Origin of the sequence: Limnohabitans sp., from assembly GCF_031539105.1 — a bacterium.
In the GTDB taxonomy this organism is placed as follows: domain Bacteria; phylum Pseudomonadota; class Gammaproteobacteria; order Burkholderiales; family Burkholderiaceae_C; genus Limnohabitans.
On the sequence record NZ_JAVKLM010000019.1, the window covers coordinates 21,487 to 46,225 of the forward strand.

The following is a 24,739-nucleotide window of genomic DNA, read 5'->3' on the forward strand; positions in this document are numbered from 1 at the left end:
CGTGACGTATCTCAGTAGGTGTAGACGCCGCGGCCTGTTTTGCGGCCCAGTTGGCCTGCGGCCACCATCTCTTTGAGCAAGGGGCACGCACGGTATTTGCTGTCGCCAAACTCTTGCAAATACACGTCCATCACAGCCAGGCACACATCCAGACCAATCATGTCGGCCAAGGCCAAGGGGCCGATGGGCTGGTTGCAGCCCAGCATCATGCCGGCGTCAATGTCTTTGGCGGTGGCCACACCTTCGGCCAACACAAAGAAGGCCTCGTTGATCATGGGCACCAAGATGCGGTTGACCACAAAGCCCGGCGCGTTCTTCACAGTGATGGGGCTCTTGCCCAAACGGGTGGACAGGTCGTGCACAGCTGCGTGTGTGGCGTCTGAGGTTTGCAAACCACGGATGATTTCGACCAAGGCCATCATGGGCACGGGGTTGAAAAAGTGCATGCCAATGAATCGGTCGGCACGTGTGGTGACGGCGGCCAGCTTGGTGATGGAAATGGATGAGGTGTTGGACGCGATGATGGCTTCGGGTGCCAACATGGCGTCGAGCTGCTTGACGATTTTGACCTTGAGGTCGTAGTTCTCAGTCGCCGCCTCGATGACGAGTTGTGCGCTTTTCAGGTCGTCGTAGCTGGTGCTGGTTTGGATGCGCGACAGGGCTGCAGCTTTGTCGGCTTCGGTGATTTTTTCTTTCTTGATCAACCGGTCCAAGCTGCCCGACACGGTGGCGAGGCCTTTGGCCACGGCAGCGTCAGAGATGTCGACCATCACCACGTTCACGCCAGACACGGCACAGGCTTGCGCAATGCCATTGCCCATGGTGCCGGCGCCGATGATGCCTACGGTTTGAATGCTCATTTTGCGATCCTTGTTTTGTCGGTTGAATTAATAAATCAATATTAGCGGGGGAAGGGTTGCGTTTGGCTGACGTGCGTTAATTTCTTACACTCCAGCGAATTGACTTGGGGCGGCTTCCTCATGCTGGAGTACCAGAAATCGTCAGCCGCCCCAAGCCAACTCACTTACGGTAGTTAGGCGCGAAAGCGCTTCTTCGTCAGGTGCAGGGCAATCTTCCAACCTACAAGTGCATAGGCCGCCAACACGCCTAAGTGCAGTGCTGGGTTGACAGGCCATTGGTCTAGAAACAAAGGGCGGACTAAGGCAATGGCTTGCGTGAGGGGCAGCCACTCTGAGATGTCGCGCACGATGCCGGGCAACTGATCACGCGGAAAGAACACGCCGCTCAAGAACATCATGGGGGTGAGGAACAGCGTGAAGTAGTAGGTGAAGAAGTCGTAGCCTTTGGCTAGCGCATTGAAGATGAGCGCAATGCAGCTGAAGGTGATGCCCACGCACAAGAGGATGGGCCACGCGGCCAAGAGCTTCCAGCTTTGCGTGATGCCCAGCGCCGCCATGACGCCCAAGATGGCGGTGATGGTGAACAGTGCTTTGAAAGCGGCCCACAACATTTCGGCCAAGAGCACGTCGTCCAAACGCATGGGTGCGTTCAAGATGCCGTCCCATGTTTTTTGCACATGCATACGCGAGAAGGCCGAGTACAGCGCTTCAAACGTGGCGGCGTTCATGGCGCTCATGCAAATCGAGCCACTGGCCAAGAACAAGATGTAGGGCACTTTTTGTTCGTCCAAAGTCACCTCGCCTACTAAGGCGCCCATGCCGTAGCCAAAGGCCACCAGCCACATCAAGGGTTCGGCAATGTTGGCCACGAGGCTCGGAATGGCGAGCTTGCGCCACACCAAGAGGTTGCGCAAGAAGACGGGCCAGAAACGGAAATAGGTGTTCATCGCGCTTAGCCTTCCTCGCGGATTTGGCGTCCGGTCATTTTCAAAAACAAGTCTTCCAAGTTGGCAGGGCGGTGCAGCGTGCGCAGGCCTGCGTGGGCGCTGAGCGCCTGCAGCAAAACAGCTGCATCTTGGGTGTAGAAAAACACGGTCTCACCGCTGGTTTCCACGCGTTGTGCCAAAGCGGCAATGGGGCTGCTGACCAATGCCAATGCGCCGTTGCCGTAGACCTCCACCACATCGGGTTCCAGGTGTTGGGCAATCAAATCGCGCGGTGTGCCTTCGGCAATTTTTTTACCGTGGTCGAGCACCAACAGTCGGTTGCACAAACGCTCGGCTTCATCCATGAAGTGCGTGGTCAGCAAAATCGATTTGCCTTGTTGCAGCAGCTGTTGCAAACGCTCCCACATCAGGTGGCGCGCTTGCGGGTCAAGGCCGGTGGTGGGCTCGTCCAGCAGCAGCAAATCGGGGTTGTTGATGAGGGCGCGCGCAAGGCTGAGTCTGCGCTTCATGCCGCCCGACAGCTCGCCCGGTTTGGCGTTGGCTTTGTGCGAGAGCGCAGCAAACTCCAGCAGCTGCGGAATGCGTGCTTGGATGTCAGCCTTCTTCATCCCAAAGTAACGGCCAAACACCACCAAGTTTTCGGCGCAGGTGAAGTCGGGGTCGAGCGTGTCGAACTGGCTCACTACCCCTAAGCGCGCTTTGATGGCCAGCGCGTCATCGGGCATGGACAAACCAAACGCGTGGATGGTGCCGCCATCGGGCTGTGCAAGGCCGAGGCACATGCGCAGCGTGGTGGTTTTGCCTGCGCCGTTGGGGCCAATCACGCCCAAGCATTCGCCGGGTGCGATGTTGAAAGACACGTCGTTGACGACGGTGTTGTCACCGTAGCGTTTGAGAAGGTGCTTGCATTCAAAAAGTGGGGTACTCATGGTGCTATTTTGCACGCCTAAAATTGCAAGATGAATGAAAAAACCTTTGTGACTTTGCAACACATCCTGCCCAAGCAGTGGCTCACGCAATTCGCAGGTGCTGTGGCGCGTGCGCGTTGCGGCAAGTGGACACATGCTTTGATCAAGTGGTTCGTTGGCAAGTACCAAGTCAACATGGACGAGGCCGCTCAGCCCGACATCACGCAGTACGCGTGCTTCAACGATTTCTTCACCCGTGCCCTCAAGCCAGGCGCTCGCCCCTTGGCCGATGCGGCGTTTGTGTGCCCTGTGGACGGTGCCATCAGCCAACTGGGCCACATTGACGGCGACCAAGTGTTTCAAGCCAAAGGCCACAGCTACAGCACGCAAGCGCTGGTGGGTGGTGACGCCACATTGGCTGCGCAATTCCAAGATGGCGAGTTCGCCACGATTTACCTCAGCCCCAAGGACTACCACCGCATCCACATGCCCAGCGCTGGACGCTTGCGCCGCATGATTCATGTGCCCGGTGATTTGTTCTCGGTCAATCCCGCCACAGCCCGCGGCGTGCCCGGCTTGTTTGCGCGCAACGAGCGTGTGGTGTGTGTGTTTGACATGCCCGCGGCCTCAGGTGAAAAGCCTCAGCAATACGTGCTGGTACTCGTGGGCGCCACCATCGTGGGCAGCATGGCCACACCATGGCATGGCGTGGTCAACCCACCCCGCCCTGGCACCGTGCGTGAGTGGACCTATGACGACCAAGACCTGAGCTTGAAGCAGGGTGAGGAAATGGGTCGCTTCTTGTTGGGCTCCACCGTGGTGTTGTTGTGGCCTAAGCACACCATTGCACTCAACCCTGCTTGGCAGGCTGCACAAGGTGTGCGCTTGGGCGAGAAGATGGGTGATGCCGCGTAAGGCTTATTGAAACGCGACTTCTGCAAAGCTGCGCAGCTTGCGGCTGTGCAGTTGCGCAGGCCCTTGCTGTCGCAACAACTCAATGGCTCGCATGCCGATGCGCAAGTGTTGGTCCACCCGCTCGCGGTAAAAGTGGTTGGCCATACCTGGCAGTTTGATTTCGCCGTGCAGCGGTTTGTCGCTCACGCACAGCAGCGTGCCGTAGGGCACACGAAACCTAAAACCGTTGGCGGCAATCGTGGCGCTTTCCATGTCGAGCGCCACTGCGCGGCTTTGGCTGAATCGGCGTTGCGGTGTGTTGTCTGGTAACAGCTCCCAGTTGCGGTTGTCGGTGCTGGCCACCGTGCCTGTGCGCAAGATGCGTTTGAGCTCGGCGCCTTCGCATTGCGTCACGTCTTTCACGGCTTGCTCTAGTGCCACTTGAATTTCGGCCAGCGCAGGAATGGGTACCCACAGCGGGAGCTCTTCGTCCAGCACATGGTCTTCGCGTACATAGCCATGGGCCAGCACGTAGTCGCCCAATTGCTGCGTGTTGCGCAGACCCGCGCAGTGGCCGAGCATCAGCCACGCATGAGGGCGCAGCACGGCAATGTGGTCGGTGATGTTTTTGGCGTTGGCCGGGCCCACACCAATGTTCACCATGGTGATGCCAGTGTGGTCTGCGCGCACCAAGTGGTAGCCAGGCATTTGTGGCAAACGCGGTGGCACTTTGCCCAGCGCATCGTTGGCCTCGGCTGGCAGGCACACGCGACGCGTCACCACGTTGCCGGGCTCCACAAACGCGATGTATTCGCTGTGGGGGTCTTGCATGGTCTCGTGGCCTAAGCGCACAAACTCGTCGATGTAGAACTGGTAGTTGGTGAACAACACGTAGTTTTGAAAATGCTCAGGGCTGGTGCCGCTGTAGTGGCGCAGACGCTGCAGCGAGTAGTCCATGCGTGCGGCGGTGAACAGCGACAAGGGCTGTGGTTCGCCCGCTTTCGCCTCAAACGTGCCGTTGGCAATGCCGTCGTCCATCGCAGTGAGGTCGGGCAGGTCAAACACCTCGCGCATGAGTTGGCGGCGCTCCGCGCTCATCTCGCCTTCTACGTGGTCGTGGTCAGCAAATGAGAAGTGCACAGGGATGGGTTGGTGGCTCACGCCCACTTCCAGCGTGCCGCCATGGTTTTGCAGCAGCAGTCGGAACTGTTCGCGGTAATACGTGGCAAACAAATCGGGGCGGGTGAGGGTGGTCTCGTACCGGCCAGGCTCGGCCACAAAGCCGTAGCTCAGGCCAGCACCGTCGCTGTTGGCTTGTAATGCGCCGGTTTTGGTGTGGATGCGCACAAACGGGTAGAACGCCCGCACGCGCTGTTCAAAGTGCGTGCCGGCCACAAACTCGCGCATGGCTTGGCGCAAGTGGTCGAGGCTGGTTTGGTACAGCGCCTGCACTTGGGCAAGTGCGCTGTCGGCGTCGGTGTGACGGGTGGGGGCGGTGAAGGGGGGACGAATACTCATGCCCCGATATTACCGACTACATATTTCGACGGTACTGCCCACCCACCTCGAACAAGGCGTTGGTGATTTGGCCGAGTGAACATACACGCACCGCGTCCATCAACACCTCAAACACGTTGGCGTTGTCGATGACGGCTTGTTGCAGGCGTGCCAGTTGCACCTCGGCTTCGGCCTTGTGGCGGGCGTGGAAGTCGTTCAAGCGGTTCAACTGGCTTTGCTTTTCCTCTTCGGTCGAGCGAGCCAGTTCGAGCTTGTCCATCACTTGTTCGCCGTGCGGGTTGCGGAAGGTGTTGACGCCGATGATGGGCAGCTCGCCGGTGTGCTTGAGCATTTCGTAGGTCATCGATTCGTCTTGAATCTTGCCGCGTTGGTAGCCTGTTTCCATGGCGCCCAACACACCGCCGCGCTCGGCAATGCGCTCGAACTCAGCCAGCACGGCTTCTTCCACCAACTCGGTGAGGTCTTCGATGATGAAGGCACCTTGGCTTGGGTTTTCGTTTTTGGCTAAGCCCCACTCGCGGTTGATGATGAGCTGAATCGCCATGGCACGGCGCACCGAGTCTTCGGTGGGCGTGGTGATGGCTTCGTCAAACGCGTTGGTGTGCAGGCTGTTGCAGTTGTCGTAAATCGCGATCAGCGCTTGCAGCGTGGTGCGGATGTCGTTGAACTGAATCTCTTGCGCGTGCAGCGAACGGCCAGAAGTTTGGATGTGATATTTGAGTTTTTGTGAACGCTCATTTGCGCCATATTTCTCTTTCATGGCCACTGCCCAAATGCGACGTGCCACGCGGCCCATCACGGTGTACTCAGGGTCCATGCCGTTGCTGAAGAAGAAGCTCAGGTTTGGCGCAAAGTCGTCAATGTGCATGCCGCGGGCCAAGTAGGCTTCCACAAAGGTGAAGCCGTTCGACAACGTGAATGCCAATTGCGAAATCGGGTTCGCACCAGCTTCGGCGATGTGGTAGCCGCTGATGGACACGCTGTAGAAGTTGCGCACTTGGTTGTGCACAAAGTACTGCGCGATGTCACCCATCACCTTCAATGAAAACTCAGTGCTGAAGAGGCACGTGTTCTGCCCTTGGTCCTCTTTCAAGATGTCGGCTTGCACCGTGCCGCGCACGTTTTGCATGACCCACTCTTTGATCTTCGCGGTCTCGGTTTCGGTCGGGTCGCGGCCGTTGTCCTTTTTGAACTTCTCGAGGTTTTGATCGATCGCGGTGTTCATGAACATCGCCAAGATGGAGGGTGCGGGGCCGTTGATGGTCATCGACACGCTGGTGGTGGGGTTGCACAGGTCGAACCCGTCGTACAACACCTTCATGTCGTCCAGCGTGGCCACGTTCACGCCTGAGTTGCCCACCTTGCCGTAAATGTCTGGACGTGGGTCTGGGTCATTGCCGTAGAGCGTGACCGAGTCAAATGCGGTGGACAAACGCTTGGCATCCATGCCCTCGCTCACCAGTTTGAAGCGGCGGTTGGTGCGGAACGGGTCGCCTTCGCCGGCAAACATACGCGTGGGGTCTTCGCCCTCGCGCTTGAATGCGAAGGTGCCAGCGGTGTAGGGGTAGCTGCCGGGCACGTTGTCGAGCATGAGCCACTTCAAAATTTCGCCTTGATCTTCGTAGGTGGGCAAGGCCACTTTGCGAATCACTGTGCCGCTGAGGGATTTGGTGGTGAGCGCGGTGCGAATTTCTTTGTCGCGAATCTTCACCACGTACTCGTCGCCTGCGTAGGCAGCTTGCATGGCAGGCCATTGGGCCAACAGCTTGCGCTCGGCGCCGCCTAAATGCTCTTCACGCGCAAAGGCCAAGTCAATGGCAGCTTCTGAGGCTTTGGCACGGCCTGGTTTGTCTTCTGCCAACATGCGTGCGGCTTCGCGCAGTTGTTGGATTTCGCGGGCCAGTTTGGCCTGCGTGCGTGCGCGCTTTTTGTAGCCGCGCACCGTGTCGGTGATTTCGGCCAAGTAGCGCGCGCGTGCGGCAGGCACCACGGGGGTTTGGTTGCTGCTGTGGCGCACGCTGACCAATGGCAAACGACCTTCTTTGAAGCTGAGGCCCAGCTCGGTCAATCGACCTTTGAGGGCTTGGTACAAAGCAGTCACGCCGTCGTCGTTGAAACGCGCGGCCATCGTGCCAAACACCGGCATTTCTTCGGTGGGCGTGTGCCATGCTTCTTTGTTGCGCTGCACTTGCTTGGCCACATCGCGCAGCGCGTCGCTGGCGCCTTTGCGGTCGAATTTGTTGATCGCCACAAACTCCGCAAAGTCCAGCATGTCAATTTTTTCCAGCTGGCTGGCCGCGCCAAACTCGGGCGTCATCACATACATGGGCACGTCCACGTGCGGCACGATGGCGGCGTCACCTTGGCCAATGCCCGAGGTTTCCACAATGATCAGATCGAATCCTGCGCACTTGGTGGCTGCCAGCACATCGGGCAGGGCTGCGCTGATCTCGCTGCCAAAGTCACGCGTGGCGAGCGAGCGCATGAACACGCGCTGACCGCTGCTCCAAGGGCCGATGGCGTTCATGCGAATGCGGTCGCCCAACAAAGCACCACCGCTCTTGCGGCGTGAGGGGTCAATCGAAATCACGGCAATGCGCAGCGCATCGCCTTGGTCCAAACGGATGCGACGCACGAGCTCGTCGGTCAGTGACGACTTACCCGCACCGCCTGTGCCGGTGATACCGAGAACGGGCACTTGGTGCTTGGCAGCTTCTTGGCGCACGGCCTCAACCAATTTGGCATCTGCTTTGCCGTTCTCTAGCGCGGTGATGAGTTGTGCCAATTTGCGCCAAGACATTTCGTCGTGGCCTTGGATTTCTTTGAGCGTTTGGGGTGCATGGCCCGACAAGTCTTTGTCGCAGCGCATGATCATCTCGCCAATCATGCCTTGCAGGCCCATCTTTTGGCCGTCTTCTGGGCTGTAAATGCGGGTCACACCATAGGCTTGCAGCTCACGAATTTCTGGCGGCACGATCACACCGCCGCCACCGCCAAAGACTTGAATGTGCTCGCCACCGCGCGCGCGCAGTAAATCCACCATGTACTTGAAATACTCCACGTGGCCGCCTTGGTAGGAGCTGATGGCAATGCCTTGCACGTCTTCTTGCAGCGCGGCTGTGACCACCTCGTCCACCGAGCGGTTGTGGCCCAAATGAATCACCTCGGCGCCCATGCCCTGCAAGATGCGACGCATGATGTTGATGGCCGCATCGTGCCCGTCAAACAAAGAAGCGGCGGTGACAAAGCGCACTTTTTGCGTGGGCTTGTAGTTGGCAAGGGCTTGGAATTCGGCGGACAAGTCAGACATGGAATGCTCCGAGAAACGGAAGATGAAACGAAAAATTGCAGTTTACGTTTACGTAAACGTCAATCATAACCAAACACCCCAGATTAACAACTACCTGTTAACCCCACCTGTCCTGTGAGCTCGCCTAGACATCTCCAGATCTCCTTCTTAGTTTTTACCATATTACCTAGGACTTTGCAAATTTATTGTGATTAACTCAAGCGAAAATCAAGATCCGGATAGGTGTTAAAAAATTGATGTGGCACGTTCGGTGCGAGGGGGAAGTCAACTCCCAATTGGGGTGACAGCTACTGTAAGTCCACTATGTTTGTACACTGATAAAATGTTGGTTAGTTTTTTAATGATGGGTGCATTCATTCAAGGGATACAAATATTGATACGAAATCGAGCATCTAAGATACTAATTGACCGCATAAAAAGAGTATGCGCTAACCTTTCAAACCAACAAAGCAATGGCACTCCCAGACCAATGCATTTGTAGCAATACAGGATAGAAAATGGCTATATCAGTGGTAATTATTGAAGATGATCCTATTGTTTCAAATTATTTGTCAGCTTTGATTAGAAATTCTCCCCTGTGTAATCTTGTGGGCGCGGCATGTAATAACGAACAAGCGCAAAAACTCATTGCTGAAGATGCCGACGTCTATCTCGTTGATATTGGCTTGCCAGATGTCAGCGGCATAGATTTGATGCGACAAATTAAAGGCAAATGTGTAAACGCTTCAGTTATGGTTTTAACATCACTCGCAGATATGCGCCATGTCATGCAAAGCATCGAAGCCGGCGCTTCGGGTTACTTGCTCAAAGACGACCAGCCTGAAGAACTCATTGAAAAATTGGTATCTCTTTATAACGGGAACTCTCCGCTTAGCCCTAGCGTCGCCAAGCTGCTGATTAAAAAAATCACCGAGACCCCGCAGCAACAACCTGTAGGCCCAAACTACGAAATGGTTGAAAAACTCGGACTGAGCCGCCGCGAGTATGAAGTTCTGATTGAGCTACGCTCGCCCATGCCCGTCAAGCTCATCGCCGAAAAACTCAACATTTCCTATTTCACAGTCAACCAGCATGTGCGCCGCATCTATCAAAAACTCAAAGTGGGCACACGATCCGGCGCGCTGAGTAAAGCGACCGAACATGGTCTTTTCTAAATTACTGCGCTGGGCAAGCGCAATCACCTTGCTCGTTTTGGCTTTGATAGGAACCTTTAGTGCGTTGAAGCAGATCGATCAAGAGCAAGCAAAGCTCTACACCCCAAAAGCACTGACCGTTATTACCAGCAGTGAGACGGGTGAGCAATCCACAACCATCAGATCGCTGCCTTACCTGTTTCAAAACAAAGCCTCAGAACTGCGTGCGCATCGGGTGACTTTTGAGTTCAATCCGGCAATCGACGACAGACCTACTGCCAACTTGGCGCTCTTTTCGCCTCAAATTATCCATGGTGGTGATTTCTATATCAACGGGCATTGGTTCTTTGGCATCCCAGCATCAACGCCGAGCATTCGCCACACATGGTATTCACCATTGCTAGCACCCATCCCACAAGACCTTCTTCTGAGCGATCAAATTAACCGAATTGAGATTCGCTTTCATTCATATCAACGTGGTTTTGTCGTCCCCTCGGTGTACGTGGGCCCTCTGAGCATCGTGCATGCGCTGCATAGCAAGTACATATTTATCAGTAATACATTGGCGCAAGCCTCAAATATTTTTTGCTGGATCGTCGGCCTGTTCATGTTGAGTCTTTGGTTTACCACTCGTAGTGGTAGCCTTTTTGCTTATTCAGGTGGTGCAACCATCTTGTGGGCTACCCTCTTTACTCTCGCTCTTACACCCGAGCTCGATTTGGCCTTTTGGCGGGAATGGCGTTTCTTGCTCTACATATCAACAGGTGGCTTGGTTTTGCTCATGAGCTTGTTTCTTATTGAGTACGCCGAGGTCCGGTTGTCGCGCCATGTTCGCCGACTTATGGTCCTGAGCACCCTTGGCGTTCCAATGCTTTTTCTGATTCTGGGCGCCCAAATTGAATACTGGCTCGATGTTTACTGGACTGGCCTCGTTATTTTCTTGTACGTGATTTCCATTGTCATATTGCTGTCGCGAAAATACCGAAACATGGACGCCATCACCTGGGTCTTGCTCGGGTACTCAATCATCGCGACGCTGTGCGCGTACCACGACTATGGTGTGCAAGCAGGCCCCTTGATTGAGAACCATGGCGCCTTACTGGAGTTGGGTGTACCCTCGCTTTTGATTGAACCTATCTTCCTCACGCATTTCACTTTGCCCGTTTTGCTCATTATTGTGGGCGCCATTTTGTTGCGCGTGCATGCGAGCAACGTCCTTGCCATTGAAAACGCCAACGAGACGCTTGAAGTAGAGCTAATTAAACGCGAGCGAGAACTCGAGTGCGCCCATGCTGAGCAGCGAATAGTTATTGCAGACAACGCCATGACCGAGGAGCGCAATCGAATCTTGCAAGACATTCATGACGGTTTAGGGTCCAGACTAGTCAACTTGCTACTCCAAGCCAGAACCGGGCAAATCACCATCAAAAACCTCCCTATCGACTTGCAGGCTTGTTTAGAAGATCTGCGCCTCATTGTGAGTGGCCAGTTTTTAGGTGATGTGTCGTTTAAAGACGCGCTGGAAGAGTTTTGTAAACGTGCCGTCCACAGCCTGCGGGGCGTGGGGGTCTTGCTTACCTATGAAATTGAGCATTTTGATTCTGAACACTTAAGCCCTCAAACGACAATTCACACGTTAAGAATCATTCAAGAGATGCTTACCAACACAATCAAGCACTCACACGCCACCGAGTGCAAGATTCGAGTTTCGGACACAGGGAGCGAACTCAAGATATGTGTTCAAGATAACGGAGTTGGGTTCGATGTAGATACCGATACCTTCCCTATGAAGCGAGGAATGTTAGGCATACACAAGAGAATTAAAGAGCTTAATGCTGAATCAAAATTAACGTCTGACGCATCAGGTACTCGCTTGGATTTAATAATAAAAACAAGCAAATCTTAAATATTGGAATTTTCAGACTCGGAGAAATAACAAATAAATAGCAATTTATAGTTGTTTGTTGCGGTTTATTGTGATTTATTGATATTTTTTTGCGATATGCAAAAGATCGACAAAAACTAAAAATTCACCCCAAGTTAATTAACTACTTGGGACATGAAAATTAAAAAAGTTTTTGTATTTTTGGGGGGCTTGTATCTCCAACTTTGTTTTTCTGCGCATGCTCAAGTTTTCTCGGTTGAGAGTTTTTTAGAGTCAATTCTCTCAAATCACCCTGCGGTTTTGGCTGCGCGTGCTGAGACGCAAGCTGCGCGCTTTGAAGTCGTTGGTGCTTGGCAGCAAATGTTGCCCGAGCTGCAGGCTACAACAGCTAAACCTACCAACAGAGATCCAAAGCAGGTCACGCAGCCCAAATCTACTTTGGCTGTTGAGCAAAAGTTGTGGGCGGGTAACAAACTCACTGCCACCGTCGAGGCGGCTGAGATGGCTGAGAAATCTGCGCAAGCCAAACTCAACGAGGCCAAGTTAAACATTGCGTTAGTAGCGGTCGAAGCTTTACAGGCTTTTCGCTCTGCGGTGGAACGCTTGCGCGTCAACGAGCAAACCACACTACGCCTCAGCCGTTTTGAATCCTTGATGGCCCGACGCGTGGAAGCAGAAGTCTCGGCCCCCATCGATGCCACCTTGGTCCGCTCGCGCATGCTGCAGGCCCAAGTCGACCAATCCAACGCTCAAACCGCCAAGCGCGTGGCCATCTCTCGCCTCGAACAACTTAACTTGGGCGGTCCAGCCGTCGCGTGGGAAAGTTTGAACGCACAAAGCCTTGGCGGTGCCATCAACGTGCCGCTGCCTTTGGATGAAAAGCAAGCTTGGGACGCCTTGCAATCGCGCATAGACGCACACCCCAGCGTCGTTCGCTACAGCGCAGATGCGCAAGTCGCCCGTGCCCGCCAAGACGTGCTCTCTGCCGACCGCTTCCCTGTGGTTTACGCACGCCTTGAGCGCAACCGCTACGACAACACTGGGTTCTCGACCCAAGATGGCGTCACCGTTGGCTACGTCGGTATGCGCTTCACCCCGGGCGCCGGCTACGCCAGCTACTCACAAGCGGTTGCCGCTGCAGAGCGCGCACAAAGCGCTCAACAGCAAGCCGAAAGCAGTCGACGCGAGATTACCAATCAACTGCGCCAAGATCTCGAAGAATGGCGAAGTGCCACGGCACGTTTGGTCGATTACAGGAGTGCTGTCAAAAATGCAGCATTGGTCAGCGAATCCTATGAGCGCCAATTCATCGTCGGTCGTTTGAGTTGGCAGCAAACACTCGATGCGGTTCGCGAGCACGGTCAGGTCAGCATGTCGCTGGCGGATACAGAAGCGTCACTTTGGGCTGCGAGTTATCGCTTGCGCTTGCGCAGTGGTGACTACGACCTCCTTGCGCAAGGAGATGCGCGATGAGCAATCAATTTGAGCAGCTTTCATGGGCTTTCGCTGCAATCGCTAAACTTCAAGGGGTTGCCCTTGATCCTTCCCGTTTACACACTGTTTTTGCGGGCGTGGCAGATGAGCGGCGCCCCGATATTCAGGCCATCTGTATCGCCCTCGACATTGATGTGGCATCTCACCTAGACATGCCCGATCGCGTGCTACTGCCGCTGCTCTACCATGATCAGATTCGCGGTTGGGGTGTTTTGGTTGACCAACAACCCAACGGCTGTTGGGTTTTTGTGCAAGAGCAAGGTCAGCTTGCAATTCCTCAAGAGCAGACCACAGCCAACGCCGTCAAACTCGGATTTGTGCGTTATAAAAAACAGGCACAAGCCCGTACCTTCGAAAAATACTTCAAGCAATCCCTTAAGGCCTACCAAGGTGTTCTTGGTGAGGCCATCATGGCCTCGGCTTTTATCAGCTTTGTAGCGCTCGCGGCATCGCTTTTCTCTATGCAGGTCTATGACCGCGTGATTCCCACTCACAGTAGCAGCACCTTGATTGTGCTCGCCGTTGGCGTCACCTTGGCTATTGGCTTGGAGCTTGCTATGAAGTTTGCGCGCTCGCATGCTATGGATGCTGTCATAGCAAGCTTAGATGCCAAGCTTTCCCGTGAAATCTTTGAGCGCCTGTTATCTGTTCGAGTTGATCAGTTGCCTGGATCTGTCGGAAGTTTGGCGGGGCAGCTGCGCGGGTACGAGCAACTACGCTCCTTTTACACGGCAAGTACGTTGTTTACTTTGGTCGACTTGCCTCTGGGAATCATCTTCATCGTAGTTATTGCTGGCATAGCCAGTGTTTTGATGGCATTTGTTCCTTTGTTTTTTGGCTGTCTTGCAGTCACCCTTGGTTACTACTCGACCAAACGTGTTGATAAATTAGCCAAGCAGAGTACGGCAGCCTCTAATCTGAAAACAGGTCTCTTAGTCGAAGCTGTTGAGGGTGTCGAAACTATCAAATCAGGCTCTGGTGGTTGGAAATTTTTATCCCGATGGATAGACGTTAATGCCGAGGCTATGAGCAGCGATATGGCTATGCGTGGCGCTAGCGAACATGCCGCCTATCTCTCGGCTACCTTGCAGCAAGTCAGCTACACCGCCACAGTCATCGTTGGATCTTGGCTGGTGATGGAGGGCAAGATCACCATGGGTTCGCTTATTGCCTGCTCAATTTTGGGTGGTCGCATCTTGGCTCCCATTACAGCCATACCCGGCCTTATGGTGCAACGCGCTCACTCTAAGGCAACTTTGGAAGGCCTTGAAAAAATCTACGCTCTTCAAACAGATCACCACGGTGTAGAGCGTCCACTCACGCCAGACACTATCAAAGGCAATTTTTTGGTCGAGTCTGCAAAGTTCTCTTATATGGGTGGCCCAGTGGCGGCCAAAGTGGAGCGCTTGGTCATTCAATCCGGTGAGCGCATTGGCGTATTAGGGCCCATTGGTGCGGGTAAATCTACCATTTTGCGTTTGTTGTCTGGCCTCTATCGACCTCAAGAGGGGCGCGTGCTTGTTGATGGTCTCGACCTTGCGCTCATAAATCGTCAAAGTATCAATCAAGAAATCGGTTACTTACAGCAAGACCATCGCCTTTTTGTCGGAACCTTGCGTGAGAACCTTCTAATCGGTACTCCTGATCCAGGGGACGAAGTCCTTCACAAAGTCATGGTGCGCACCGGACTAATCCGCTTGGTTTCTGCGCACCCTAAGGGGCTAGAACTTCCGATTCAAGAGGGTGGGCGAGGGTTGTCTGGGGGGCAACGTCAACTTGTTGCATTCACTCGCTTGGTGTTGTGCGATCCCTCAGTCTATTTGCTCGACGAGCCTACGGCTTCCATGGATGAAGAGCTAGAAAAGCAATGCTTGAGTGTTCTTCAAGAGGAGATCCAGAAAGGCAAAACACTCATTGTCGTCACACACAAGCCATCGATCCTCCCGTTGGTTGATCGACTCATCGTTGTGGCTGGTCACCAAATTGTCTTAGATGGTTCGCGTGATGCAGTTCTTAGTCGACTTCAAACGCCACCAACTAGTGTTGAGCGATCGCCAGTTTTTAAAGCAGCCGCTAACGCATGAACGCAATCAAACCTACTATGACTTCACACAGCCCCACACTCACGCGTGCACGTTGGATGTTGCGTATCGCCATGGGCGGTATTGTCATGCTCGTCATCTGGTCAGCCTTTGGTGAAATTGACCAAGTTACTCGTGCGCAAGGGCAAGTTATTGCTGTTGCACGCACTCAGTCCATCCAAGCTTCCGACGGTGGTGTTGTATCAGAAATTCACGTTAAAGAGGGCGAGACCGTTAAGCAAGGTCAACTCCTTGTTACCTTAGAAAAAGGACGTGCCCAAGCCGCGGTTGATGATAGTCGTGCCAAAGTCGCAGCGCTCAAAATCACCCTCGCGCGTCTTAAAGCGGAAGTTTATGGACAGCCGCTCAAATTTGCCTCGGAGCTAGAGGCCTATGGTGAATACATCTCAAACCAACGTGATCTTTATCACAAGCGAAAAAGCGCAATCGACCAAGACGTTGCAGCATTGAACGAGATGCTCGGCCTTGCCCGACAAGAGCTCGATATGAACAAAGACCTCGCTAAAACGGGTGACGTCAGTAAGGCCGATCTCCTGCGCTTGCAGCGCAGCGTTGCTGACATCCAGGCACAAATCAATAACAAACGTAACAAATACTTCCAAGAGGCTGTGGCTGAAATGACCAAAGCCCAAGAAGATCTAAATACACAACAAGAGCAACTGCAAGATCGTTCACAACTTTTAGAGCACACCGAGCTTGTTGCTCCTGCCAATGGAGTAGTCAAGAATATCAAAGTGACCACACTTGGCGGGGTTGTGCGAGCAGGTGATCTTGTTCTTGAAATACTTCCGATTGGTGAGTTAGTTGTCGAAGCAAAAATTACTCCCTCCGACATAGCCAACGTCAAACCTAGCCAAGAAGCTATTGTCAAGCTCGACGCCTATGACTATGCCATTTACGGCACTCTCAAAGGGCACGTCAGTTACCTCAGTCCTGACACCTTGCTTGACGAATCACGCCAGCAGGGCGTTGTCCCTTACTACCGCGTTCAGATCGTTTTAGACGAAAAGCAATTTCACGGCAAAAAAGCAGAGGTCATAGATGTGCGGCCTGGTATGACTGCCACCGTCGAAATCAAAGCACAAGAAAGAACCATCTTGTCCTATCTCACCAAGCCTGTGACCAAAACCATTTCTGAGTCAATGGGCGAGCGTTGAGCCGGCCCCAAATTTTTCCAATAGGAGCGCCCATGAGCCATACACAAATCACCATGACCGACAAAAGCAACCTTGCAAAAGGACTGCGTAATTCATTGCTCGCTTGTATCGGCGTCACCGTGGCCTACGTACTTGGCAATATCTGGTTGCTTGACAGCATTATTCGGTTGGTTAAAAGCGCGGCAAACCCTTTTTTTGCCGTGCTCATCATCGCAACAACAGTGTTTGGGCAGGCGCTCGCTATGTATCACGCCTTCAAAATATTGAGTGAAGCAGGGCTCGTGCAACGCATCAGTGCTGCCATCGCATTGCGAAAAGGTGACCCTCAAGAAATACAAGAAAGTGAAGTCACAGAAGTATTGGGTTTGCATGCGCAAGACCTCTCCTCATGGCATCTTTTTAGTCACTTTGAGGCGGGACGTAGTCGTGCGAACGGCTATGACCAGCTTGCTTTGCGCTCTCAACTCCAGGCCTTCGAAGATGCCATTCAGCGACGCATCACCTTCCCACAATACATTGCCAACACGCTAATTGGTTTGGGTTTGTTTGGCACCTTTTTGGGTCTGATCGTCACACTCAAAGAAGTTGCTGGCCTCATCGGTGTTTTTGCCATCAGTGGCAACCTAGATTCCGCCGACATGATGGGGCAATTCTTCCAAAAAATGAGCGGTCCTCTTGCCGGTATGGGTGAAGCCTTCGTGGCTTCTTTGCTTGGTTTGGGCGGCTCCATCGTCAACAACCTGCAACTGCTATCACTCAAGAAGTTACAAGCTACTGTTGTAAACGCAACTGAAGCCAGTTACTTTGATGTCGCCGAAATCATCTATGGCCCACCCACTACCGATGCCGAAGGTAAACAAGTCGCCTTAGACGTGCGCTTGGCGCAGCTTCAGCTTGAAGAAATAGCCGGTCTGCGCATGGATATCAGCAAACAAACTGATGCCATTTTGATTGCCGCAGCAAAAATGCGACTTGCCTCGGAGTCTATGGGGAAAACCATGGAAATGCTGGAGCGTGTTGCAACACAAGAGGACATGCGCCCCAATTTTGACCGCCTTGCCATCGTCATGGAACAGCGCCTCAACACCATTGTGGGCAAACTGGACGACAGCCAAATGGTGCACTACAGCTTGCTCAACGTGGCCAAAGACTACAGCGAGCGCTTTGGCCAAATCAGTCAAAACACTGACCAAATCATCCACCACATCACCTCACAACTTGCCGAGCTCTCCGCCCTGCGCCGAGACATCAGTGAAGCCGACGCCCTCGGTCGTGGTCATCAGCAACAAACCATCGATAGCCTCAAAGAAGCCATCCACCGCGACATGGGCTTACTCGCCGCCGCCATGGCCGAAAACGTGCGCATCTTGCGCGAACAAAACCAAACACTCATCGACATCAACAGCCAAAGCATGCAAGCCAACTTGCAGCTCAAAGCCATGGAAGCCGGCACCCGCCGCGCCATCGAGCACGTGCAACCCCAAATCGTCGAAATGATTGCGCGTTTAGAAAAAACGGAGCAAACCCACGAATATGTTGCCAAGTACGACTGGGGCCAGCTGCACACCAAAGTTGACAAGCTCCAAGCCAGCCTCAACAGCGGCAAAGCCCCACTAAGAAGCTAAATCGCTTCGCCCCTTCTCGCCCTTGCCCACCCACCACTTTTGACACACACCATCATGGCCAAACGTACTCCTTCACCCCAAGCCAAAGCCGCAGAGCTTCACACCATGCCTGCGCAGGACGTTGTCACCATGAACGAAGGCAACGCACAGCCGTTACCGGCTGTCGTCAAAAGCAGTGGCAAAAGCAAGGCCAAAGCCAAACTCGACACGGTCCGTGACGACGACCCCTTGGCCGCCGACCAAGACCCCATCGCCACTGCGTCAAGCGAACACAGCTTGACTGACAATGGTCACGATGTGGTGCTTGCCCAAGCCAATACCTCTGGCAGCACGTCATCTGCCCCCGCCAGCGTCGGTGAAGACTTGTTGCGCCAAGCTGGCCCCATCCCCACCAAAACAGCAAACACACAAGACACCGGCTTCTTCTCCTCTCCATGGGTCCTGCCTGTGGCCATTGGTGGAGGCGCGCTCGCGCTGGCTGGAGGTGGCGGAGGTAGTGGCTCAAATACGCAGCAGCCCGTGGCGGTGGCTGAAACAACCAGCTTCACCGTCGTTCCCTACGCGGGCAAGTTCATTGATAGCACCACCAACCTCACCGCCAAACTCTACAAAGTCAGTGCATCGGGTGTTGAGACAGAAATAGGCAACAGCACCGTCGTCAAAAACGGCAGCATGTCAATCAGTGCAAAAAACACAGACTTGGTTCTTGACGCTGGTGAGTACCTGAAAGTCAAGTTAATTGACAACACAATGGCCCCCGACTTCCTCGACGAAGCCCAGACCGATGATTCCGAGGGTGCCTCAGGGTCTGCGAAGGTCAACCTGGGTCATGAATTAACCACCTTGCTCAGCGCTGCGCCCAAAGCCGGGGGAACTGTCGCTGTCACTCAACTCACCACGCTGGCCACGCTCAAGTTTGACGAGCTTGCCGCCGCCACCAAATCGGCTGACATCAAAGCCGCGATCGACACCAGCAACAACACGGTGAAAGATGCTTTCAGCATTCAAACAAGCCTTACCGACTCCAACCCTGCGAATTCGTCTAGCTACCAAAAAGCGCTGGGCTTGATTTCGGGCTATGCCAAATCACTAGGCGCTACCCCTGCCGATAGCAAGACAAGCGAGGTTCTGGACGCATTGAAAGCGGCCATTTCAAAATCAAGTGCAAACGAGGTTGCTGCCGCCATCCAAAGCATTTTGCAAACTGGCGTGAACAACTTACCTCCTGACTACACCAACCCCAATGGCAGCTCACCATTTGTGGTGTCGAGCTTGGAGTTGACAGACACCACCACCCCAGTCAATGGGCAGCCCACTGTCAACCTCGTCAACTACAACGATGGGCTCACCTTCAAAATTAATCCCGGCACCGGCACACGTGTGGGCGACAAAGCCACACTGACCTTCACCGACAAAGACAGCGGCGCCAAATTTACCTACGTCTACACCTTCAAAGGCAACAGCGTCGATGGCACAGAGCCTGGTAATGAAATTTACAGCGCTGAAACAATTACCATCCCTCGCTTCAGCAACCTCAACCTTGCAGCGCTTGCAGAGTACACAGATGCCAATGGCAACACCTTGCTGCCATTGACAAACGGGCATCCCGATGGGGCCATTCATCGCTACAGCGTTGACTTGCGTGTCGGTACCCTTGGTGTCGGCAAAGGCCTGAGCGACTTCGGCCTCAACACAGCCTCTGTGACATTGAGCAACCCTGCACTAGAGGGCAGCACCGTTTTTGGCACCACAGACACCCTCACGGTGAATGTGGCACTCACTGAAAAAGTGGCTTGGGCCAATGGTAACCCCACCCTCAAACTGCATATCGCTGACGGCTATGACATCAGCCTTCAATTGCTCTCTGGCTTTACAGGTACGGGCTCCACGGTGCCCACCAATGTTCTGACGTTTCAAGTCAAACTCAAAGACATAGGGTCGCATAGCGGCCCCATCAGCATTGCAGCCAACGCGATTGAGTTTCCGGCAGGTGCCACGATCATGAACTCGCCCGGCGGCATAAAAGATGCCACTTGGTTCAATACCCTGGTAGACACCACGCTCACCCCCGCCCTGAACATCGACACCGTTTTGCCGTCGACAGCGTACTTGAAGGCGAAGACGGCAAGTGATGTGGTGGTCCTCGATGCAGATCAAGCCAACAAATCGAACCTCAATCTCTATGATCGCGTCACGCAAAAAAATCAACTGGCACTCAATGTCACCGTTGAAGACCAAGACCTCACTGGCACAGGCGCCACTGTGCGCTTGTTTTGGAGCCGAAATTCTGACGGTACAAGTTTGGTTGCGTTGGGTACAAAAGCCGTTACCGATGGCAACCCTGTGGTGTCATTCGATGTCCGTGACTATCAGGAAATTAAAAGTGGGAAGCAAGTCCCTACCTACATTGGCGGCGCCACTGGCCCTAATGCGACGGGCACTCCTTACTACCTCTACACGCAAGTGGTCGATGCCGCAGGCAATGTGGGCCCTTTGTCGTCATTTTTCAAAGTGGTGCTCGACAACACGGCCCCGACCGCACCCACGCTCGATCTGGCAACAGCAAGCGACACGGGGCAGCTCACCAATGACAACATCACAGCAGTGTCCAAACCAAACATCACTGTCACGGGTGAAAAGGGTGCCAAAGTTACTTTGTTTGACGACACCAATAGCAATGGGGAAGTCGATGCGGGTGAAACGTTGTCCGAGGGGTTCATCAACACCACCCTAGACACAGACTCGACGAACAAGTACAGCTATTCTTGGACGCCTGCGACCAATTTATCGGCAGGCACCCATCACCTCAAAGCCAAACTGACCGATGTGGCAGGCAACACCAGCTTGAGCAGCGCGTTGGATGTCGAGGTGCTTGCCCCTCTCACCACCAAGCCGAGCCTGGCATTTGTCAGTGCGCCCACCGCTGGCGCTAGCTACAACATGGTCACGGCCTCCCAAAAAACCATCACCGCCACCGTCACCTACGAGCGTGCCATGTATGTGGCAGCGGATGCCTCGACTTTGACCTTGACGCTCAATGTGGGTGGGGTAACACGCACAGCCACTTACAGCGGCATCAGTGAAGACCGCAAAACCCTCACCTTCAGCTACACCTTGGGCTCGTCTTCGAATAATGACAGTGGTTTGTCTGGCCAAGTGAGTATCACCGCTTTGAATCGGGCGGACACGCTGTTGTCAGACATCGCGGGCAACCCTGCGCCTTCAGGTGTGACACCGTTCAGTGGGACCGCGCCCACAATTGACACGCTGGCGCCTGCCTTGCCCACCATTGCCATCAAAGACGCGCAAGCAGACCTCACCAGCGTCACCACGGATGGCGCTGTGGCTATCAAGGCCGAAGCCGATGCGACTGTCACTGTCACGTTCAAAAACACCTCAGACACGACGAAAGCAGCACAAACCGTTGTTGTCACTGGCAAAGGCACGGGCGTCAATGCTGAAGAAGTCCTTGCCAAGCTCTCGTCAAGCCAAGTGACGGATCTAGGCCAAGGCACCATCCAAGTCACGGCCGAGGCCAAAGATGCCATGGGCAACAGCAGCGGCACTACCACCGCCACAAGCGCGCTGTCCTTCACGCTTGACACCGTGGCACCCTCTGTGACCTCAGTCAGCGATGCCACCCTAGCAGCAGTGACCAAAGACAACATCGTCTTCACTGTCAAGTTTTCAGAGCCCTTGGCGGCCACACCCACGGCCAACGACTTCACCGTTACCAACGGCATAGGCACCATCGGCAGCGTTGTGGTTGATGGGAGCAATGCCAACAGCTATCGCGTCACCGTCATCCCCAAGCCCAACACCCCCAGTGGTCAAGTGCAACTGGGCTTGAGCGCTAGCAGCACCATTCAAGATGCGGCGGGCAACAAAGCGGCTGACAGCTTGGCCAAGTTCAGTGTGGCCACGCAAGCCATTGACACACAGGCCCCCACGGTCACGGCTGTCACCAGCAGCAAAGCGAGCAGTGTGGCCACTGGAGCGTTTGACTTCATCGTCACGTTCAGTGAGGCCATGGGGCCGGCGGCCATCGCTGGCAACCCGCTCAGCACGAGCAACTTTGCTGTGACCAACGGCCAAGTCACCAGCGTCACACCTGTCGCCACCAAAGATGGCAGTGTTCAATACAAAGTCTCGGTCACACCCAATGCCGGTGTAGACGCAGGGCCTAACGCCAACATGGTGCTCAGTCTGGTTGCTAGTGCTGTTGATACCGACAGCTACGTGGCCGACGCACTGGGCAACTTGGCCGTCAATGCGCCTCTCAACGTCACTGGCTTAGGCGGTTCGCAAGCCATTGACACCCTGGTCCCGGCGCTGCCAACCATCAACGTGAAAACGGCTGCCGCCAATTCAAGCAACGCACAGGCTGGGGCTGTGGCCATCAAGGCCGAAGCCGATGCGACCGTCACCGTCACTTTCAAAAACACCTCAGACACGACGAAAGCAGCACAAACCGTTGTTGTCACTGGCAAAGGCACGGGTGTCAGTGCTGAAGAAGTCCTTGCCAAGCTCTCGTCAAACCAAGTGATGGATCTAGGCCAAGGCACCATCCAAGTCACGGCCGAGGCCAAAGATGCTGCGAAGAACAGCAGCGGCACCACCACAACCGTTTCGAGCTTCACCCTCGACACCATCGCGCCCACTGTGCGCAGCATCAGCAGCAACATCGCACAGCTCAAATCCGGCGGCACCGCCACAGTCACCTTCACCTTCAGCGAAGACCCTGGTGTCAGCTTCGGTGTGGACGATGTCACGGTCACCGGCGGCACACTAAGCAACATCACCGGCACAGGCACCACGCGCACCGCCACCTTCTCGGCAGACATGGCCAATCTATCGGGTCAGCAAGCCACCATCGCAGTCAAAGCCGACAGCTACACCGACGCAGCACTCAACCTTGGCGCAGGCTTGCCTTCGCCTGCCAGCTTGATTTTTGTAGACACCACGGCACCCACCATCACGGGCTTTACCAGCACCAGCAGCAGCGGCACTTATGGCATCGGTCGCGACATCAGCTTGCGCGCCACCGCCTCTGAAGCTGTGGGGTCAGCGGCTTATCTTGACGTCACGCTCAACACCAACCCCGCGCAGACGGTGCGTTTGACGCGCAACACCACGAACACCACCTTGTTTGAAGGCACTTACCGCGTGAACTCGGGTGACACCACCTCCGGTTTGAAAGTGACCAGCTTCACGGCCAGCGGCGCAGACGGCGTGGGCAATGCCATCGCCACCACCTTGCCTGACAGTACTGGCAGCTTGGGAGCCTCCTTGGTCATCCAAGGCATTGCACCTGCGGCACCGGCAAGCTTTGCCCTGAGCACCGCCTCTGACACCGGCGTGGTGGGTGACTACATCACCACCCAAACCACTCCCGGTTTTGATTTCAAAGGTTTGGTGGTGGGCCTCACCGTCAAAATTTACAACGGCAATACCGTGGTGCACAGCTTTGTGGCCAACAGTGTCGAGATGAGTAACGTCCAACTGCCCTCAGCCTTGTCAGTGGGCAACTACGCCAATTTGAAAGTCGTGCAGGTCGATGCCATTGGCAACGAAAGCACCGCCGTGCCCTTGCCGACGTCGCTGCAAATTCAATCGCTAACAGCGAAGCCAGCCGCCTTGTCGGCGTTGACCTTGGATCCCACGCTGGACGCGCAAAACCAATACCAATACGAAAACAACATTACCCCAAACATCCGCGTTCTCGACAATTCGACGTTCCTGTCTGCACCCAAGTTTCAGTTCAGTGGCGGCACAGTGGGCAATACCGCACTGTTGTTTCGCGACATAGATGGCGATGGCGCGTACAACAAGGACAAGGATATCTTGCTGGGCACCGAGTTAATCACAGAGACGAGCAATAGCCTTCACAGCATCTCTGTCAATCCCACCAATGCCTTGGCGAACACGTCTCCCATCAGCCAAGGCTACACCGAAATCAAGGTGGTGCAGCAAGACGCAACAGGCCAAATCAGCGACGCCTCCAATGCAGCCTTGGGCGCTGCCAGCGGTCCGCGCGTAGGCTTGGGCTTGATCATTTACAACACGTCTTTAGGCAGCCATTTGGCCGACTTGACCGGGTTCGCGCTTGCAGAGTCATCCACTTTTGCCAGCAACACACCCACACTCACCTTCAACGTGCGCGGCACAGTGCTGGGTGCCAAGGTGGTCATCACCGCAACGCAAACGCTCAATGGCGCAACCAAGGAAATCACCTTACCAGACACAGCCCTCACAGGTGCTGCGAATGCTGTCAACAACCTAGTGGTTGATGTCAGGGGTGTAGAAGGCACGCTATCCAACTTCAAAGCCAAACAAACATGGGCGGGCGTGACAAGTACCACAGCCATCAGCAACACGGGCAGTACCGCCCCCGTCATCTTGGACCATGTGGTGCCCACGGTGGCCATCAGCATCGACCCTGCTCAAGGGGCGCTCTTGAGCCAAGGCGAAACACGCCTCGTCACATTCAAGTTCAGCGAAGAAGTGACTGACTTTGACGCGTCAGACATCACAGTCAGCAGCGGGACCCTCACAGGACTTGCACAAGACAACCTCGATAGAACCCTTTGGACCGCCACCTACCAAGGTGCGCCAGGCAACACCGCACCTGCTTACCTCTTTGTGGGCAGTGGCAAATTCCAAGATGCGGCGGGCAACCGCAACACCGATGGCGCAGATGCCAACAACATCCTCAACTTCCAGTTCCGACCGAGCAACCATGCACCCACGGGGGCGGACAGAACTTTCACGGTGAATGAAGACAGCAGCACCACGCTGGCGGTGGCTGATTTTGGTTTTGCCGATGCCAGCGACACGACCCCCAATGCGTTGAAAAGCGTCATCATCACCACACTGCCTACAGCGGGCACGCTCAAGCTCAACAAC

13 protein-coding genes are annotated in these 24,739 nt (G+C 54.6%); 8 read left to right on the forward strand and 5 right to left on the reverse strand.

All coding sequences use genetic code 11. The features are described 5' to 3' along the window. Nucleotides 1-11: 11 nt before the first annotated feature. The 3 genes from RMR24_RS05590 to RMR24_RS05600 all read right to left on the reverse strand — a co-directional run bounded on the left by RMR24_RS05590 (nucleotide 12) and on the right by RMR24_RS05600 (nucleotide 2,736). A complete protein-coding gene (locus RMR24_RS05590) occupies nucleotides 12-860 on the reverse strand; it encodes a 3-hydroxybutyryl-CoA dehydrogenase (RefSeq protein ID WP_310614097.1) in 849 nt (282 codons plus the stop codon). A gap of 173 nt (nucleotides 861-1,033) precedes the next feature. Then, on the reverse strand, nucleotides 1,034-1,807 hold the full coding sequence (locus tag RMR24_RS05595) for an ABC transporter permease (RefSeq protein ID WP_310614098.1): 774 nt from the start codon (nucleotides 1,805-1,807) through the stop codon (nucleotides 1,034-1,036). 5 nt (nucleotides 1,808-1,812) lie between these two features. After that, on the reverse strand, nucleotides 1,813-2,736 hold the full coding sequence (locus RMR24_RS05600; protein ID WP_310614099.1) for an ATP-binding cassette domain-containing protein: 924 nt from the start codon (nucleotides 2,734-2,736) through the stop codon (nucleotides 1,813-1,815). 30 nt (nucleotides 2,737-2,766) lie between these two features. Between RMR24_RS05600 and asd the strand changes: the two genes are divergently transcribed. After that, nucleotides 2,767-3,630, forward strand: coding sequence for an archaetidylserine decarboxylase (gene asd / locus RMR24_RS05605; RefSeq protein WP_310614100.1), 864 nt, complete (start codon nucleotides 2,767-2,769; stop codon nucleotides 3,628-3,630). Between the two features lie 3 nt (nucleotides 3,631-3,633). Here asd and RMR24_RS05610 read toward each other — a convergent pair whose 3' ends face one another. Beyond that, nucleotides 3,634-5,127: an AMP nucleosidase gene (locus RMR24_RS05610; RefSeq protein WP_310614101.1), complete on the reverse strand. Its 1,494-nt coding sequence runs from the start codon at nucleotides 5,125-5,127 to the stop codon at nucleotides 3,634-3,636. A gap of 16 nt (nucleotides 5,128-5,143) precedes the next feature. Then, nucleotides 5,144-8,437, reverse strand: coding sequence for a fused isobutyryl-CoA mutase/GTPase IcmF (icmF, locus tag RMR24_RS05615; protein WP_310614102.1), 3,294 nt, complete (start codon nucleotides 8,435-8,437; stop codon nucleotides 5,144-5,146). 497 nt (nucleotides 8,438-8,934) lie between these two features. On the opposite strand from icmF, the gene RMR24_RS05620 reads away from it, so the two are divergent. The 7 genes from RMR24_RS05620 to RMR24_RS05650 form a co-directional block, all read left to right on the forward strand. After that, nucleotides 8,935-9,591, forward strand: a complete 657-nt coding sequence (locus RMR24_RS05620) for a response regulator transcription factor (protein ID WP_310614103.1) — start codon at nucleotides 8,935-8,937, stop codon at nucleotides 9,589-9,591. Next, nucleotides 9,578-11,476 (forward strand): ATP-binding protein, encoded by a 1,899-nt coding sequence (locus tag RMR24_RS05625; RefSeq protein WP_310614104.1) that lies wholly within the window; start codon nucleotides 9,578-9,580, stop codon nucleotides 11,474-11,476. The genes RMR24_RS05620 and RMR24_RS05625 overlap by 14 nt, the downstream gene beginning before the upstream one ends. A gap of 153 nt (nucleotides 11,477-11,629) precedes the next feature. Next, a complete protein-coding gene (locus tag RMR24_RS05630) occupies nucleotides 11,630-12,928 on the forward strand; it encodes a TolC family protein (protein WP_310614105.1) in 1,299 nt (432 codons plus the stop codon). Continuing rightward, nucleotides 12,925-15,033: an ATP-binding cassette domain-containing protein gene (locus tag RMR24_RS05635; protein ID WP_310614106.1), complete on the forward strand. Its 2,109-nt coding sequence runs from the start codon at nucleotides 12,925-12,927 to the stop codon at nucleotides 15,031-15,033. The genes RMR24_RS05630 and RMR24_RS05635 overlap by 4 nt, the downstream gene beginning before the upstream one ends. Then, nucleotides 15,030-16,208 (forward strand): HlyD family efflux transporter periplasmic adaptor subunit, encoded by a 1,179-nt coding sequence (locus RMR24_RS05640; RefSeq protein ID WP_310614107.1) that lies wholly within the window; start codon nucleotides 15,030-15,032, stop codon nucleotides 16,206-16,208. The genes RMR24_RS05635 and RMR24_RS05640 overlap by 4 nt, the downstream gene beginning before the upstream one ends. A gap of 32 nt (nucleotides 16,209-16,240) precedes the next feature. Further along, entirely contained in the window at nucleotides 16,241-17,833 is a 1,593-nt protein-coding gene (locus RMR24_RS05645) for a MotA/TolQ/ExbB proton channel family protein (protein ID WP_310614108.1), read from the forward strand. Nucleotides 17,834-17,887: 54 nt separating this feature from the next. Beyond that, the coding region (locus RMR24_RS05650; RefSeq protein ID WP_310614109.1) for an Ig-like domain-containing protein at nucleotides 17,888-24,739 on the forward strand (6,852 nt) is incomplete at its 3' end.